We start from the raw sequence: 17158 nt of genomic DNA on the forward strand, positions 1-17158 counted from the left end.
TTCAGAGGTTCACCATAAGCATCAGTGCGGCACAAATAGAGATCACAAAAAGAGATAAATCCATCAGGGTGGGATGCCAGACTTCACCGGAATAAATCCAATCACGCAGCACGCGGTGTATCAAAAGCCAGAATACGAATCCCAGTAAAAATGCTTTGAACATCGGGGGGAAATAAAGTGAGGCACCCAGGACCAGATCCGGTAGCGGGAAGCCTGAGTGAAACATTTGCGCATTCACAATATTAATCTCTGCCAGTGATTGTGTTATAAACAAGCTTAACTTTGGAAGCAGAGACTCTGCTTCCGGATGCAATCGTACCTACTATTATATATAGAATTGTAATTTCTCGATTAATGTTCCTAAAACTAAGCTAAACTCTGGGGAGTTATCTTAGCATGCTAATTATAAGGAGGGGATAATTGGAATCGAATCTGGGGTCAGATCTAGCACGATTAGTTCGTGCCTGGCGTGCGTTGATTGACGATCGGTTAAAACCGTTGGAACTCACGCAAACACATTGGGTAACACTTCATAATATCAATATGTTACCTCCGGAGCAGTCTCAGATTCAGCTGGCGAAAGCCATCGGGATTGAGCAACCGTCTCTGGTTCGTACGCTTGATCAACTGGAAGAAAAGAAGCTGATCACCCGTCAGACTTGTGCGAGTGATCGCCGTGCTAAGCGCATCAAGCTGACTGAAGAAGCCGCACCGATCATTAATGAAATGGAATCAGTTATTGATTGCACGCGTAAAGAGATTTTGTCCGGCATGTCTTCTTCTGAAATCGAACAACTGGGCGGGATGTTGTCCCGGCTGGAAAAAAATATTGCTTCCCTGCAAAGCAAATCATAAGAATCGACTTTTATTACGTCACACAGCGTTGCTTTTGATCCGACAGAAAAGAATTACCCATAAAAAAACCGAAGCCACTGGCTTCGGTTTTTTGCGTTGAGACCGGGAAAATCAGGCGCCAGGGGACACAGTAATTGTGCTGCCGCTGCTGGCCATGCTCACACGCTGGCCGACGCTGAATTTGGTTGCTCCGACTTTCTGAACCACCTGAATGGTTGTACCGTCATCACGACGAATTTGCAGTTCTACGCCGTTTGAACGGTTAAGCGAACTTTGCACACCCTGACCTGCAACGCCACCTGCGACTGCACCTGCAGCGGTTGCCAGACTACGTCCGGTACCCCCACCGACGGTATTCCCCAGGAAACCACCCAATACCGCACCACCAAGTGCGCCGACGATGTTTGCATCATCTCCGCCCTGGATTTGTACTGCACGGGTAGACACGATGGTGCCGTAGGTCACTTGCTGAATTTGCTTCGCCTGGGATGCGGAGTAAACATCGCCAGACAGAGAGTTATCGCTGACGCAGCCAGCAAGGGAAACACCGGCAAGGGCGACGACGAGTAAACGCTTAATCATAAATAGCTCCTTTATTATGCTGCTGCATACGTTTGAGAGTAGCGGCACCAACAGAGAAAAAACAGTGCACAAGTTCAACATCAGTGTCGAAGGTGTCATATAACATACTTGTTTCACTTCCACCTAGTATACAGAAGGCGTGCTCAACTAATAATAAACGCAGGTTTACGTTTTAGACAGCAAAGTGCGCAATCAAAAATACGGGTATCCGATGTTGTTATTGGTGGTTTTTACAACACGGCTATTTTCAGGAATAAAAAACGTAACAAGAAAAACACGAAGTCATCACACCATGTAATAAAAAATCAGTAACTCATGGCGTTGCCCTTCAAATACCGATTACTCTGTGGTGATTACTTTTTCTGACGAGTTTCCTGGAGAGTTAAGGATGTTATCTATGAAGTCAGGTCGCTATATCGGTGTGATGTCCGGCACCAGTCTCGACGGTGTTGATGTCGTACTGGCCGCCATTGATGAGCACATGGTCGCGCAGCAAGCCAGCTATTCACATCCTATTCCTCTGGCTTTGAAAAATGCGATCCTCGGGATGTGTCAGGGCCAGCAGGTGACGCTTGAACAGGTCGGGACGCTTGATACTCAGTTGGGTATTTTGTTCGGTGAGGCCGTATTAGGTTTGTTGAAAAATGCCAATATCTCCCCTGACGAAGTGACCGCCATTGGCTGCCACGGGCAAACTGTCTGGCATCAGCCGAAAGGTGACACGACATTTTCTATGCAACTGGGTGATAACAACCGCATTGCGGCCATGACCGGCATTACCACCGTGGGCGATTTTCGTCGCCGGGACATGGCATGGGGCGGGCAGGGCGCGCCGCTGGTGCCTGCTTTCCATCAGGCATTGCTGGCTGATCCGGCCGAGCGCCGTATGATCCTCAATATTGGCGGCATCGCGAATCTTTCAATGTTGCTGCCGGGCCAGCCGGTGCGTGGTTACGATACCGGTCCGGGAAATATGTTGATGGATGCGTGGGTCTGGCGTCATCTGGCACAGCCATATGATAAAGGGGCTGAATGGGCAAATCAGGGGCGGGTGAACTTACGTTTGCTCCAGCAGATGCTGTCTGATCCTTACTTTGCCGAACCTGCACCGAAAAGTACCGGGCGTGAATATTTCAATATGGCGTGGCTGGAAAAGCAACTGGCGCGTGCTCCTGAAATCTCCCCGCCGGATGTGCAGGCGACGCTGGCTGAACTGACCGCAGTAAGCATCGCCGAGCAAGTGCAACTGGCTGGCGGATGCGACCGGCTGATGGTGTGTGGCGGCGGGGCGCGCAATCCGTTACTGATGGCGCGACTCTCAGCCATGTTGCCGGGCACGGAAGTTTGCACCACGGATGCCTGCGGTATCAGCGGTGATGACATGGAAGCACTGGCGTTTGCCTGGCTGGCATTCCGCACGTTATCCGGTCAGCCGGGCAATTTGCCGTCGGTTACCGGTGCAAGTCGTGAAACTCTGCTCGGCGCAATTTATCCGGTTGTTTCAACCCGTTCCTGATGCGTTCTCGGTTTTATCTCAATGTGCTGCGCCTGCGGGCGTGGTACATAAAAGAGATAATTGAAGACCATCAGGGAGCACCGAATGAAAAAGGCGATTATCGCTACGTTAGCAGGATTCACACTGGCAGGATGCAGCCAGTTCAGCCACCAGACCGAAAGTCCGACAGAAGAATTACACTACCAGTGCGGTACCTTACCGCTGACGGTTACGCTGGATAAACCGGCGCAGCAGGTCAGTATGGTTCTCGATGGTGAACAGCTGAAACTGAAACAGATTGAGTCCGCTTCTGGCACCCAATACAGCGATGGCCATTACACGTTATGGTCTAAAGGTAATCAGGCCTTTGTGCAGCGTGGTGAGAACGTCATTATTGACGACTGCGTCCAAAAATAACCCCCTTCATACTTCGAGTTGCAGATGCGCTGGCTGCGTTTACTCCGCGCCGCGTCAGGAACATTGAGATCCTGACGCGGCGGGTGCACAATGCGCTTACCTTCCTTAGATACGCAACTTAATCCATATGTCTGATAACAAAGAGTTTGATATTGCGGACTCGCGCCGCGAATACACCCGTGGCGGGCTGCGTCGTGCTGATTTAACCCCTGAGCCGCTGCCTTTGTTTGAACACTGGCTGAAACAGGCCTGTGACGCCCGTCTGGCTGACCCGACGGCGATGGTGGTGGCGACGGTTGATGAGCGCGGACAGCCTTTCCAGCGCATTGTGCTGCTTAAGCACTACGACGAAAAGGGGCTGGTGTTTTACACCAATCTGGGGAGTCGCAAGGCGCAGCAACTGGCAAACAACTCACGTATCAGCCTGTTGTTTCCGTGGCATATGCTGGACCGGCAGGTGATTGTGCTCGGCCAGGCAGAACGTCTCTCTACGCTGGAAGTCATGAAATACTTCACCAGCCGCCCGAAAGATAGCCAGATCGGCGCATGGGTTTCGCAGCAGTCCAGCCGAATTTCGGCACGCGGCGTGCTCGAAAGCAAATTCCTCGAACTGAAACAGAAATTCAGCAATGGCGAAGTGCCGCTGCCAAGTTTCTGGGGCGGTTTCCGCGTCAAAGTGGATTCGATGGAGTTCTGGCAGGGCGGTGAACATCGTCTGCACGATCGGTTCATTTACCAGCGTGACGAAGCAGAGCCTCAAACTGGCTGGAAAATAGACCGCCTCGCACCCTGACCACGAAAAAATACGCGATTTCCTAGCGCTCGGACGACGGGCGCTTTATTCTATGTCGTTCCCCGTAAAGGTGAGAGAAAAGGCACATGCACGGCATGATGTCAGACATGAATCTGCACACATTCAGTACATATTTCTGAGTACAAACAAACGGAGTCTTTGATGGCGAGCAGCAACCTGATTAAACAATTGCAAGAGCGGGGCCTCATTGCCCAGGTGACGGATGAAGAAGCGTTAGCAGAGCGACTGGCGCAAGGGCCAATTGCACTCTATTGCGGTTTCGATCCTACCGCAGACAGCTTGCATTTGGGACATCTGGTGCCTTTGCTTTGCCTGAAACGCTTTCAGCTGAACGGGCACAAGCCAGTGGCTCTGGTGGGTGGCGCAACCGGTCTGATCGGCGACCCGAGCTTTAAAGCCACGGAGCGCAAGCTGAACACCAATGAAACCGTGAATGAATGGGTTGAGAAAATCCGCCAGCAGGTTTCGCCGTTCCTGGATTTCAGCTGTGGCGAAAACAGCGCTATCACCGCCAATAACTATGACTGGTTCGGCAGCATGAACGTGCTGACTTTCCTGCGTGATATCGGTAAGCACTTCTCTGTTAACCAGATGATCAATAAAGAAGCGGTGAAACAGCGTCTGAACCGTGATGACAGTGGTATCTCCTTCACTGAATTCTCTTACAACCTGTTGCAGGGTTACGATTTTGCCTCCCTCTACGATCTGCACAAAGTTGAGCTGCAAATCGGCGGTTCGGACCAATGGGGTAACATTACGTCAGGTATCGATCTGACCCGTCGTCTGCATCAGAAACAGGTGTTTGGCCTGACCGTTCCGTTGATCACCAAATCTGACGGCACTAAATTTGGTAAAACTGAAGGTGGCGCAGTCTGGCTGGATCCGAAGAAAACCAGCCCGTACAAATTCTACCAGTTCTGGATCAACACGGCGGATGCTGACGTTTACCGCTTCCTGAAATTCTTCACCTTCATGAGCATTGAAGACATCAATGCGCTGGAAGAAGAAGACAAAACCAGCGGTAAAGCGCCACGTGCACAGTACGTTCTGGCTGAGGAAGTCACCGGTATGGTTCATGGTGCAGAAGGTCTGGCGGCCGCAAAACGCATTACGCAGAGCCTGTTCTCCGGTTCCCTGAGCGAGATGACAGAGGTCGATTTCGGCCAGCTTGCGCAGGATGGCCTGGAACTGTTTGAAGTGCCTCGTGATACGGATCTGCAACAGGCGCTGGTTATCGCCGGTATGGCACCGTCGAAAGGCCAGGCGCGTACCATGATTTCCTCTAACGCGGTTTCTGTAAATGGCGAAAAACAGACCGATACAGAATACAGCTTCGCTGACAGTGATCGTCTGTTTGGCCGTTATACCTTGCTGCGTCGCGGTAAAAAGAACTATACGCTGTTGCTCTGGGCATAAGTTTTAGGCCGGTAGGACGGGGGGCTGCAAGGTCTCCCGTTTTTGTTCCCTGATATCAGTAATCCCGCCATCTCCCCGATGACGTTGCAATCGGAAATTCTTCATGAAAAGCATTCTTTCTATCCAGTCACACACAGTTTTTGGACACGCGGGTAACAGCGCGGCGGAATTCCCTATGCGTCGTATGGGCGCAAACGTTTGGCCGCTAAATACTGTTCAGTTTTCCAATCACACTCAGTACGGACACTGGACCGGCTGCGTGATGCCTGCAGCACATCTGACTGAAATTGCGCAGGGAATTGCGGAAATTGATCGTCTGAAGGATTGCGACGCGGTGCTGAGTGGCTATATCGGTTCGCCGGAGCAAGGGCAAAGTATTCTGGAGATTGTTCGTCGGGTGAAAGCTGCGAATCCCGATGCCTGGTATTTTTGCGATCCGGTCATGGGACATCCTGAAAAAGGCTGTATCGTGGCGCCGGGCGTTGCTGAGTTCCATTGCAACCAGGCGCTGGTTAACTGTGACATTATCGCGCCGAATCTGCTGGAGCTTGAACTGCTGAGCGGTCACGCAGTGGCAAGCGTTGAAGAAGCCGTCGCCACTGCGCGGGAGCTGATCAGCAAAGGCCCGAAAATTGTGCTGGTGAAGCACCTGAGCCGCGCTGGTTATCACAGTGACCGTTTTGAAATGCTGCTGGTTACTGCGAGTGAAGCGTGGCACATCGACCGTCCGCTGGTTGATTTCGGTGTCCGTCAGCCGGTTGGCGTGGGTGACCTGACCAGCGGTTTATTGCTGGTGAATTTGCTCAAGGGTGAAGCACTGGATAAAGCGCTTGAGCACGTGACCGCTGCAGTTTATGAAGTCATGCTGGCGACGCATGCGATGGGTGAATACGAGCTGCAAATCGTGGCAGCGCAGGACAAAATGGTCAAACCTGAGCATCATTTCCCGGCGGTAAAACTGTAATCACTGCCTGAATACCTTTTTTCCTGAATAAAAAACGCCCCGCGCTGTAGCAGCCGGGGCGTTTTTGTTGGCGATCACACCACGAAATCGATTATTTCAGTCCTTCAGCCGACAGAGCCGCATCAACAGCCGGGCGTGCGGCAACGCGGTCAAGGTAGGCGTTCAGTTCCGTCAGTGCGCTCAGATCAAATTTCAGTGCCTTCGCCCAACCCATCACGGTAAACAGGTAAGCATCTGCCACGCTGAAACGCGTACCCAGCAGGAAATGATTGTCTTTGAGGGAAGCATTCACGTAAGCAAATTTTTTGCTCAGTGCTTCGCGGGTTAATGTCTTGAACTCTTCGGGGGCTTTGGGATTAAACAATGGCGAGAAACCTTTATGCAGCTCAGTTGCAATGTAGTTCAGCCATTCCAGCGCATGATAACGGGCCAGCGTGCCTTGTTCCGGCATCAGCTGACGGTCTGGTTTCTGGTCTGCCAGATACTGCACGATAGCCACGCCTTCGGTCAGAATACTGCCATCATTGAGTAACAGCGTGGGGATCTGCCCCTTGGGGTTCACTGCGAGGAAGTCATCACCGGTTTCTGTTTTCTTGGTCGCCAGATCAACCTTCTCAATGCTGAAGTCCAGACCCGCTTCACGCAGGATGATATGAGGGGAAAGGGAACAGGCTCCGGGTTTATAATACAGTTTCATAAACACTCCATTGGATGAGCAACCCGCCGGACCCCGCGAGACATTACCGTTTCACAGGGTGGCGATAGGGCTATATAAAAACTGCTTCTATCCTAGAACTGGCGGGAGCAAAAGTCAGTGTTTTAATTGTGACAGTGCGTCCGGTTACTCATATTCTGATCAAACATACGCTCTCAGCGCGAGTGCTGGTTCAGGAGGCCACGCACGGCCAGTTCAACGTTTTCCGGCGCGGGCAACATAGGAGAACGCAGCTCGTTATCCATCAACCCGTCCAGCGATAACGCAAACTTAATGGCCGCCGGATTCGGGGCAGAAAACATCAGACGAATCATTGGCAGTAAGCCAAAGAAGGTTTTACGTGCGGCAACGATATCCTGCTCTTTGAACTGTTTAATCAGTTGAACAAACTCTTCCGTGAAAATATGCGACGAGGCAGCAATCGCCCCTTTACCGCCCAGGCTCAGGGTTGAAAATATCTGCACGTCTTCGCCACACAGTACGTCGAGGTCGCCGTCAGCAATCAGTGAAAGCGTCAGGTCTATGCTGCCTCCGCAATCTTTTACGGCGGTAATGCGCGGATGTTTTGCCAGCTGACGGAATGTGTCCAGCTCCATCTGTACGCCAGTACGATAAGGAATATTGTAAAGCACCACCGGCACTGTGGCGTGATCTGCAATTTCCGTAAACCAGGCGACCAGCGCGGCCTGAGAAGGGCGGATGTAGTAAGGCGCGGGGATCAGCAAACCAGCAACAGGACGGTGTAAAATCGCATCCTGCATTTCACGGATAACCGGCATATGCGTGCCTGACAGCCCCATGATCACCTGATGACCCGGTACCACTTCCAGCACAGCATCCAGAACCTGCAGTTGTTCTTCTTTGGTGAGCATCGGGGCTTCACCGGTCGTACCACAGACGACGACGCCGTCAATGCCCCGTTTGAGCAGCCGGGTGCACAATGATTTCAGTGCAGTAAAGTCGATCTCACCCTGATGAAAAGGCGTGACCAGCGGGACCCAGATACCTGAAAACGATGACATGATGTAGTTCCTTAAACGGCGTGATTTATCAGCCTCGGATCATGTCAGTAAAACAGGGACGAGCGCCAATTGAATGAATTAATAAGGTGTTTTGAGTTATCTATGGTGCTTATAAATAGATGGTTTACGTACTGGATAACATGTTCATTTCATTGCTCAGTAACGTGCTTAACACTTCTACCGGCACGGGGCGCGAGAACAGATAGCCCTGGAGGTGCGAGCAACCTGCTGATACTAAGAAAGTTTTTTGCAACTGATTTTCAACGCCTTCTGCAATGACGTTGAGATGCATTTTATTGCCAAGCTGAGACACGGCAGAAACAATCGCGGCGGTATCATTCACTTCTGTGACGTACTGCACAAACGAACGGTCAATTTTCACGCTGTCTACCGAGATATCTTTTAGCAAACTGAGGCTGGAATAACCGGTACCAAAATCGTCGAGTGAAATTTTAACCCCGACCTGACGTAATTTAGCGAGATGGCTGAGGCTGATCCCGTTGGCGTTCATCACCGAGGTTTCGGTCAGTTCAAGTTCGAGCCGTGAAGGCGGGAAATCTTCCTCTGCCAGAACCGCCAGAATACGCGGTCCGAAATCCGGTTCACCGAGTTGAACAGCAGAAACGTTTATTGCCAGATTGAGCCGTTCAAAATTCCTGATATCCCGACACGCCTGCCGCAGAACAATTTCACCGAGCTGAATAACCAGTCCGGTCTCTTCGGCCAGGGCGATAAACTGTACCGGCGAGACTTGTCCGAGCACGCCGTGGTTCCAGCGTGCCAGCGCTTCAACGCAAACGACTTTCTCATCGTGGCTGCGTAAAATAGGCTGATAAACGCAGGTCAGGTCACCTTCTTTGGCCAGTGATTCCGCCAGCGCTTTCACCATAATGCGTTTACTGACGCTGCTGGCATCGAGCAATTCAGAATAAAACGAGAACATATTTTTGCCGCGCTGCTTGGCTTCCAGCAGCGCCGTATTCCCGCGGCGCATGATCTCGCCGGCGGTAATATTCTCTGCACCAAACATCACGATGCCGAATGAAATCGTAATCATCGGATTAGCCCGCGTCAGCGTAAACGGCTGGCGCATCATCACCAGTATTTCCAGCGCCAGATTATTGGCCATTTCACTGGTCGGATTATTGCGCAGGATAATCGAGAATTCATCGCCGCCGATGCGCGAAACTGTTCCGCTGTTGCCGACTTCATTACGCAGACGCTGGCCGAATTCGCAGAGAATGGCATCGCCCGCCTGATAGCCGTATGTGTCGTTGATGTAATTGAAATCGTTGAGATTCAACAAGAAGAGGGCGCAGGGGTCAGGGCGATACATGCGCCGGGCGGCAATCTGGCTAAGTTCTTCACTCAATGCCGTCCGGTTCGGCAAGCCGGTTAATACGTCATGACGGGCAAGGTAGCGGATCTGCGCTTCTGAACTGCGCAAAAGCGAAATATCCATAATAGAGGTCAGAATGAAATGCCGTGTCTCCAGCGTGACGCGGGATTTACGTACCAGCACATTGCGTCGCTTACCTGACGGGTCAACCAGCGTTTCTTCGTTGACCGTTTTCTCTCCGGTTTCCAGAACTTCAATATCGCGCTCACGCTGCCGGGCAGATTGTTCAGGATCTGTGAAAAAAGAAACATCCTGACCAATCAATTCTTCCCGTGGACGTCCATAAAATTCGCTGGCTTTCTGATTAAGGAATACCAGTTTACGCTCATTATCTTTAAGGACTGTCGCTTCGGGAAGAGCATCAAGAACTGCCTGGCATATCGCAATATCTGTAAGCATGAGTTAAATACCCCGAGCAGAAAATGAGTGTGATGTGGCACAGTTTGTTAGCCAGTAAACTCATCAGATTGTTTTTGCAATTATTACTCACAATCGGATGAGAATATTACCGTTGTTTTTAAATTTTAAAATTCAATCGGTTATCACGCCCTAAGTAAGGTATTCGATATATTATTCGGGTGAATAACGATCAACTCAGTTCAATGCGGTTTTTACCGGCGAATTTTGCCCGATACAAAGCATGATCTGCCTGGATTAATAAGGGCGAGACCGAATCCTGATTGGGCATCACGGAATGCCATACCGATATCGTTCGTCATCGGAATATTATTCTGCGAATTCAGAGCTAACCGAAGCAGGAGATAACCTGCCGTCAGATACGGTCCTGGGGAAATTAGCTTAACAGGACTGTGATAACAAATCGGTGAAAGAGTGTGGCGGGTATGCGAACTGTTATTGTGACTGATGATCCGTGCAGGACAGAAACACTTTTATCATATTTAGGAATTTCTTTATAAACGCTAAGACGACGGAAGAAGAACAGCCTGAAATGAAGTATCAGGGATGCTTTTTAGTCCCAAATTTTTCATCCCATTCGCGGCGGTAACGGCGGGATTGTTTACGGCCTTTCAGCCAGAGGTAGGTGCACACTGCACAAACACCCGCTGAGAAAACGATATTGCGCATATCCTGATCATAAAAAATGACCAGCACACAGTCGAGAGCAGCCACAATCGCAAACCACTTATGCATGTGCGACTGCCTGCGGGTTTCGGCATTCATTCTTTTAAGCTGACGTCCCTCTTCCAGAACCTTTCTTTTTACCATCGCACGCTCCCGGGATGAGTGGAGTCAATCATTTGACGTAGATTTTTTTGAAGGAGAGTAAACCGAAAAAAGCGGGTTATTATTCGCGATATTAACTGATCCTGAAATTATTATCGCGAACAACATGCCAGCGCTATTCGTTGAATAGCGCGATTTACTGACTGATTTTACAGTCTTTTAAACGTTATAGGCTGACTAAAAAATAGTTTTTTATGATGAAAAAGTATTACCAATTACTGCTGAGGATTGATTTATCAGGCCGTGGTGGATTATCTTTTTAGGAATTATCTTAATTCTCGGTGAGTAAATGAGCGATTCATCATCACGAAAGATCGTTGATAGTGCGAACATTTATCAGGATTTCGACACCCGTTTTTACGAATGGGAAGACGGAATGTCCAGCGCAGGTTTCAAACTTGAACTGCCGGATCGCAACAGGGAAGAATTTGACTGGAGCGTCACCGGCTACAACTTCGGCCGCGTGATTGGCGGTGTGCTGACTGTCAGTGAGCACGATATCAATCGCCAGTACGGCAACCTGTTTTCGATGCCCGATCATATCGTCATTTTCATTGTGATCATCGGGGGGATGGACTGCCAGTGTTTCGGCGAGCGGTTCATGCTGAGCCAGGGGGATATCCTGATCCAGGATATGTCGCAGCCGATTAAAATCCATGTGTATCCGGGCGAGCAGAAACCGCGTCTCGGTTCTTATCAGTACATTATTATGCCCAAGCACAGCCTGCATTTTAATGTCGATATTGCCTCGTTACACGGAAAGCGTATTCCGGCAGCCTCACCGGTAAACATCATTCTGCGCAATCATTTTGCGACGATGGTGCAGGTGTTTGATCAGATGACCGAACAGGAAGTACTGAGCACTGGCGAGGGTGCGGCGTCGGTATTCCTGCAAACACTGCATCTGGTGGCAGGGAAGAAGGTGGAACATCCGTTTGAGCAAAGTGCACGTCTTGAGCGCATTTGCCTGTATATCGAAAAGCATCTCGGCAGACCGATCAGTATTGATATTCTGTGCAAAGATTTTGCTATTTCGCGCTCAGGGTTGTATCGCCTGTTTGAACCGCTTGGCGGCATCGCGCAATTCATTCGCAGCCGGCGCTTACTGCTGGCGAAGCGCCTCCTGCGAACCTCTTCGATGTCGGATCAAAGTCTGGCCGCCATTGCGAGACAGTGTGGCCTGGAACCCAGCGCTTTACGTCGCTATTTCCATGAATTCTATGGCACAACGCCTTCTGAGATGCGGGAGAAATTCCGCCGTGATGCTGAGCAATCGGGGCAGGCGGATGCCACTCATGTGAATTGGGTGACTTCGCTTTAATGCATTGATTGCCCCATTTTTGTACGAAAAGTGTTAACCATTCACGCATTTCCTGATCTGTCATTATTCTGATTTTGCCTCAGCGAGGCGGAATCAGAGCCGTTTTCCCGGCCAAACACAGTAGACTTGGTGAAATAGTCATCAGTAATCATTGAGAGCGCATTATGTTAGTCCCTCAACCGGCAGTTGATGAACAGGCTCGTCTTGCCATACTGGCTTCTCTGGGGATCCTGGATTCCCCCGGAATTGAGGAGATCGACCGTATTACCCGGATGGTCGCCCGGCAGTTTCAGGCTAAGGCTGTCGTTGTTTCATTGATTGACGCGGATCGCCAGTGGTTCCTTTCTCACACCGGCATTGATATTCATCAGTCTTGCCGTGATACCTCCTTTTGCGGTCATACCATTCTCGAGCCCGGTCCGCTGATTGTCAGGGATGCCCGGCTCGATTTGCGCTTCCACGATAATCCGCTGGTGACCGGCGCGCCTCACATCGTGTTTTATGCCGGCTGTGCCTTGCATTCAAAAGAGGGTGTGGCGCTGGGCGCGTTATGCCTGATTGATGATCGCCCGAGGGACTGGTGTGAGGAGGAACAGCAGACTTTGCTGGATATGACGGCGCTGGTACAAAGTTATATTTTTCACCTTGAAAACCGGCAGTACACGGCGCGGGTAGAAGATAATCTGGCGAAAACTGAGGCTTTATTTGAACAGACATTTGCGCACGCTGCCGTCGGCTTCTCCTTAGTCGGACTCGACTGGCGCTGGCTGCGCATCAATCCGCAGGTGTGCAATATGCTGGGTTATGCCGAATATCAGCTGCGCGCCTGTTTGCTGCATGACGTGACCCATTCCGATGATCTTTATGCCGAAAATGTGCTGATTCCCCGTTTGCTCTCCGGTGAAATAAACAGTTTCTGCATAGAGAAACTTTTACAGCGGGCGAACGGCAGCACGCTGTGGGTGACTCTGACGGCCTCACTCGTGCGTAATGTGGCTGGTGAAGCCCATCACTACATTGTTGTCATCAGCGATATTACTGAGCGTAAACATATCGAACAGGCATTGTATTCACTGCAGGGGGATCTGGAACGCCGTGTGGCCGACCGGACTTATGAGTTGCAGGTGGCGATGGATCAGCTTCATCAGGAAATCGCCCAGCGTCTGACCCGGGAACGGGAACTGACGGAAAGCAAAAACCGCCTCAGAGCCATCACCGATAACATTCCCGCGCTGATTTGCCATGTTGATGCGAATGAACAATACACTTTTGTGAATCATTTTCACGCCAACTGGTATGGCGTCGAAGAAACACAGGTCAGCGGGAAGCAGGTCAGGGATGTGGTAGGAGATGACAGCTATCAGAAAATTAAGCCCTATATTCGCCAGGCTTTGCAGGGAATGACAGTAAGTTACGAAATCGAATTGTCGGATCACTCCCATCATGCCAAGGGCGGTGTTTTGCATACCACGCTTATCCCCTGCGACGATATTCGCAATGGTTATTACGGCCTTTCAACCGATATCAGTGAAATTAAAGCGTTACAGGCTCAGCTGGAATTTGAGGCAAATCATGACGCACTGACCGGATTACCAAACCGGCGCGCGTTCCAGCAGTCACTGATTCATGCCGCCGGAAAACAAGAAAAAGCAGATAGAGACATCGCATTGCTCTTTTTGGATATTGATAATTTTAAAGCGTACAACGACACCTACGGGCACGAATTCGGCGATTTAGTCCTGAAGTTTTTTGGATATACCTTACGTGAAAATCTGCGTTCACAAGATATTGTGGCGCGTCTGGCGGGAGATGAGTTTACCGTTTTGTTGAGCGGGCTGATGAATACTGAGAGTGACGTCAGCCGTATTTGCATCAGCCTGATGAGTGCTCTGCATTCCATCGAGTGTATCGCAGGTGTCCCGGTGGCGCTGTCTGCCAGCATCGGCGTGGCGATTGGTCGCGCGCGCCAGTCATTGCTGCCGGATACGCTGCTGGCGCGGGCTGATGCCGCGATGTACCGCGCGAAACAAAGTGGAAAAGGCCGGTATTATTTAGGATAAAAAATTTAGGATAAAAAAACCGATACAGGCCGGACACCGAGTAAATGAAACATTCCTGAGGCGATAAACGCTGTTCGCTGACGGCAGGCGTTTCTTACGTTTTGATGATTATCTTGCTGCTTTTTTCGTTATAACACACGGCATTGTCCGGGATGTTCTTATTGATGAACGACATCGCACCAATGGTGACATTGTGGCCGATAGTAATGTCATTGCCGATAATGCAGCAATTGGCGCCGATATCCACATTATCGCCAATGATTATACGTCTTTTCCCCTCATCGACTTTAATGCCTATGGTGGTGTTTTGCCGGATCCGGACATTCTTCCCAATCATGCAATGAGGATTGATGACGATACCGGTGAGATGAGGAAGCCTGATGCCTTCTCCGATCTGCGTTCCCAGCATGATCTCGATGCCATACTTTCTTATTAACGAGTAGTTAATCTTACGGGCGCGGGCTTTGCAGAAATGGCTGTCCGTCGCATATAAGTAGCTTGCGATACGCCACCAGAAAATGTACCGGTGCTGGGGTTGTTTTATGCACCTGATGATTATCCGTCGCCAGGAGAAATCCTTTTTGTTCTTAAGAATATCGGCGGATAAATAGCGGGTTAATTGCTTATATTGACTGTGATTTTCGTGCATCAGGATGGTTCCGTTTTCGTAAGTCTCGCTTACGCAATCCTAACACAATGAATACTTATCCCAAATTCCAGCCATAAAAAAACGCCTCCCGGAGGAGGCGTTCGTCAGCCCTCATCAGACGCTTGCGCGTTTACTGAGCAGAAGCCAGTTCAGGTTGTTTCTCATCAGTTTCACGATCCAGCGTCATGCGGTGCAGTTTAGATGCAGTGACCAGCATCAGCACAGCAATCACAGCGGTTGCAATACCAATCTGCAGGAACACGTGGCTATAAATTGCCAGTGAAGCATGCGCGTCATCAATGTCAGCAGGCACGGCAGTCAGATTGGCCACGTAACCCGCGATAATTGCAGCGGCTGCGGTGGTCAGGAACCAGGCACCCATGATGAAGCCCATCAGACGCTGCGGAACCAGTTGAGCAACCATCGCCAGACCCAGACCGGAAATCATCAGTTCGCCGATACTCTGCAGCGCGTAGCTCAGTACCAGCCAGTTTACTGACACAATGCCTTGCTCATTCGCCAGGCTCGCACCCCACGGCAACACCAGGAACGCACCGGAACACAGCACCATACCCATCGCAAACTTGTGCGGCATTGGCATACGGTCACCGACCTTGGTGTAGACCGCCGCCAGAACCGGGCTGGCAACCATGATCCAGAATGGATTCAGCGCCTGGAACTGCTCAGGCTGGAAGCTGATACCCAGCAAATCGTGGCCTACGTTGTGGATAGCGAAGAAGTTCAGCGACGTTGGCATCTGGCTGTACAGCACGAAGAACACCACCGCTTCCATCATCAGCAGGAACGCCACAATCATCTTCCGGCGGGCGATGCCTTTCATTGAGAACGTTTCTTTCGCAAACACAATAATGATACCGACGGAAACCACACCCAGAACCATACGTGCGATGGTTTGGTTATGCAGTAACCAGCTTGACAGGAACACCAGCGCGACAACACCGACCAGCACCATCAGCAGTTTTTTGAACTGCAGCGGCGCGAAGTCTGGTTTTGACCCCTGACGTTTGACCCATTTGCGGCAGAACAGGAAGTTCACGATGGTGATCAGCATACCCACAACGCTCAGGGAGAACGCGACACTCCAGCCGTACTTCGCGGCCAGCCATGGTGTTGCCAGCATGGAGAAGAACGAACCGATGTTCACCGACATGTAATACATGGTGAATGCGCCATCGAGACGCGGGTCATCTTTTTCGTAGCAGGTAGAAAGCAGTGAGGATGGATTTGCTTTAAACAAGCCGCTACCGACGGCGATAGTCGCCATACCCAGATAAACCCAGAAAATTTCATGGCCGGAATAGGCAACGAATGAGTAACCCAGCGCCAGCACAATCGCGCCAAGCACGATCACGCGTTTTGAACCCAGCACTTTATCGCCCAGCCAGCCGCCGATAGCGACGAAGCCATAGACCAGCGCACTGAATGATGAGAACAGGGTGATGGAGTCGGCTTCACTCAGGCCAAGCATTTTGACCAGGTAAACCGCCATGATCCCTTGCAGGCCGTAGTAACCGAAACGTTCCCACAATTCGATGGAGAAGATCAGGTAAAACGCTTTTGGCTGTTTGAAGGCGTTAAGACTCACGCTTTCATTGTTTGGTGTTTTGTTTGCAGTTGACACTCGTACCTCTGTTTATTCCTTCCGGCCGTATGTGGCGGAAACGCATAAGTGGCGCGAAATAAGCACCCTTTGCATTGTTATAAGATGGGATGACGGCAAGTAATGTTCACTATCTTCGTAAATGTGGCAAGGAGTTTGACATATGCTGTTACATTTAACTTATCCGACGTGATTAAACTATGTTCGAAATGTTATGCAGAATTAATGTTTATGTTTTCTAAATAGACAATATGAATATGTTGCACGAATTGTAATCGCTACTCTTATAGTGCCATTGTTTTACAGGGAAATACTTAAGTGGTTTATTTTTCTGATTTGGCGTGAATATGTAGTGAATATCTCTGGTGTGTTGTGCTTTATATGGTGGTTTATGAATGGCTTGTTTGCTGCTGAAGACGCAACCAGAACGGCGCACAGTGTAATGTGATCCGTTTCTCGTTTTAACACTAAATTTTCGATTGAAAATAAGATTAATACGACTTATGCCGGTTAGGTGGCGCAGGTATTTACAATTGGCATCACCGGCAGGGGAATATCCTGCCGGAATGAGGGGAGAAAGAAT

General features: G+C 50.3%; 16 protein-coding genes. 8 read left to right on the forward strand and 8 right to left on the reverse strand.

Going from position 1 to position 17158, the window contains the following annotated elements; translation table 11 throughout:
* Position 1: 1 nt before the first annotated feature.
* A complete protein-coding gene (locus AACU55_RS18895; protein WP_015690122.1) occupies positions 2 to 226 on the reverse strand; it encodes a DUF1656 domain-containing protein in 225 nt (74 codons plus the stop codon).
* Positions 227 to 420: 194 nt separating this feature from the next.
* On the opposite strand from AACU55_RS18895, the gene slyA reads away from it, so the two are divergent.
* Positions 421 to 855 carry a transcriptional regulator SlyA gene (gene slyA, locus AACU55_RS18900; RefSeq protein ID WP_013576074.1) on the forward strand — a complete coding sequence of 145 codons (435 nt, stop codon included), beginning with the start codon at positions 421 to 423 and terminating at the stop codon, positions 853 to 855.
* 111 nt (positions 856 to 966) lie between these two features.
* On the opposite strand, the gene AACU55_RS18905 is transcribed toward slyA, so the two are convergent.
* On the reverse strand, positions 967 to 1437 hold the full coding sequence (locus AACU55_RS18905) for an outer membrane lipoprotein (protein WP_013576073.1): 471 nt from the start codon (positions 1435 to 1437) through the stop codon (positions 967 to 969).
* A gap of 397 nt (positions 1438 to 1834) precedes the next feature.
* On the opposite strand from AACU55_RS18905, the gene anmK reads away from it, so the two are divergent.
* The 5 genes from anmK to pdxY all read left to right on the forward strand — a co-directional run bounded on the left by anmK (position 1835) and on the right by pdxY (position 6543).
* Positions 1835 to 2953: an anhydro-N-acetylmuramic acid kinase gene (gene anmK / locus AACU55_RS18910; protein ID WP_015690121.1), complete on the forward strand. Its 1119-nt coding sequence runs from the start codon at positions 1835 to 1837 to the stop codon at positions 2951 to 2953.
* An 84-nt stretch (positions 2954 to 3037) separates the two neighbouring features.
* Positions 3038 to 3349: an MliC family protein gene (locus tag AACU55_RS18915; protein WP_134705915.1), complete on the forward strand. Its 312-nt coding sequence runs from the start codon at positions 3038 to 3040 to the stop codon at positions 3347 to 3349.
* A 127-nt stretch (positions 3350 to 3476) separates the two neighbouring features.
* Positions 3477 to 4142: a pyridoxamine 5'-phosphate oxidase gene (gene pdxH, locus AACU55_RS18920; protein ID WP_013576070.1), complete on the forward strand. Its 666-nt coding sequence runs from the start codon at positions 3477 to 3479 to the stop codon at positions 4140 to 4142.
* 162 nt (positions 4143 to 4304) lie between these two features.
* A complete protein-coding gene (gene tyrS, locus AACU55_RS18925) occupies positions 4305 to 5579 on the forward strand; it encodes a tyrosine--tRNA ligase (protein ID WP_013576069.1) in 1275 nt (424 codons plus the stop codon).
* Between the two features lie 103 nt (positions 5580 to 5682).
* The gene (gene pdxY, locus AACU55_RS18930; RefSeq protein WP_037035268.1) at positions 5683 to 6543 is read left to right on the forward strand and encodes a pyridoxal kinase PdxY; all 861 of its coding nucleotides are present in this window, start codon (positions 5683 to 5685) and stop codon (positions 6541 to 6543) included.
* A gap of 91 nt (positions 6544 to 6634) precedes the next feature.
* Here pdxY and gstA read toward each other — a convergent pair whose 3' ends face one another.
* From gstA to AACU55_RS18950, 4 genes are all read right to left on the reverse strand, one after another.
* Entirely contained in the window at positions 6635 to 7240 is a 606-nt protein-coding gene (gene gstA, locus AACU55_RS18935; protein WP_037035267.1) for a glutathione transferase GstA, read from the reverse strand.
* 173 nt (positions 7241 to 7413) lie between these two features.
* Complete coding sequence (dapA, locus tag AACU55_RS18940; RefSeq protein ID WP_015690119.1) at positions 7414 to 8280, reverse strand: 4-hydroxy-tetrahydrodipicolinate synthase; 867 nt, start codon at positions 8278 to 8280, stop codon at positions 7414 to 7416.
* 124 nt (positions 8281 to 8404) lie between these two features.
* Positions 8405 to 10078: a putative bifunctional diguanylate cyclase/phosphodiesterase gene (locus AACU55_RS18945; protein ID WP_013576065.1), complete on the reverse strand. Its 1674-nt coding sequence runs from the start codon at positions 10076 to 10078 to the stop codon at positions 8405 to 8407.
* A gap of 558 nt (positions 10079 to 10636) precedes the next feature.
* Positions 10637 to 10906 carry a hypothetical protein gene (locus AACU55_RS18950; RefSeq protein WP_013576064.1) on the reverse strand — a complete coding sequence of 90 codons (270 nt, stop codon included), beginning with the start codon at positions 10904 to 10906 and terminating at the stop codon, positions 10637 to 10639.
* A 307-nt stretch (positions 10907 to 11213) separates the two neighbouring features.
* Between AACU55_RS18950 and AACU55_RS18955 the strand changes: the two genes are divergently transcribed.
* Together AACU55_RS18955 and AACU55_RS18960 are read left to right on the forward strand one after the other, a co-directional pair.
* Positions 11214 to 12245 (forward strand): helix-turn-helix domain-containing protein, encoded by a 1032-nt coding sequence (locus AACU55_RS18955; protein WP_013576063.1) that lies wholly within the window; start codon positions 11214 to 11216, stop codon positions 12243 to 12245.
* 164 nt (positions 12246 to 12409) lie between these two features.
* The gene (locus AACU55_RS18960) at positions 12410 to 14305 is read left to right on the forward strand and encodes a diguanylate cyclase domain-containing protein (protein WP_134705916.1); all 1896 of its coding nucleotides are present in this window, start codon (positions 12410 to 12412) and stop codon (positions 14303 to 14305) included.
* Between the two features lie 94 nt (positions 14306 to 14399).
* On the opposite strand, the gene AACU55_RS18965 is transcribed toward AACU55_RS18960, so the two are convergent.
* Complete coding sequence (locus AACU55_RS18965) at positions 14400 to 14954, reverse strand: serine acetyltransferase (RefSeq protein ID WP_037035265.1); 555 nt, start codon at positions 14952 to 14954, stop codon at positions 14400 to 14402.
* Between the two features lie 130 nt (positions 14955 to 15084).
* Complete coding sequence (gene dtpA / locus AACU55_RS18970; RefSeq protein ID WP_013576060.1) at positions 15085 to 16596, reverse strand: dipeptide/tripeptide permease DtpA; 1512 nt, start codon at positions 16594 to 16596, stop codon at positions 15085 to 15087.
* Positions 16597 to 17158 lie beyond the last annotated feature (562 nt).

Origin of the sequence: Rahnella sp. CJA17(1/100) (genome assembly GCF_963881615.1) — a bacterium.
Taxonomy (GTDB): Bacteria; Pseudomonadota; Gammaproteobacteria; order Enterobacterales; family Enterobacteriaceae; genus Rahnella; species Rahnella aceris.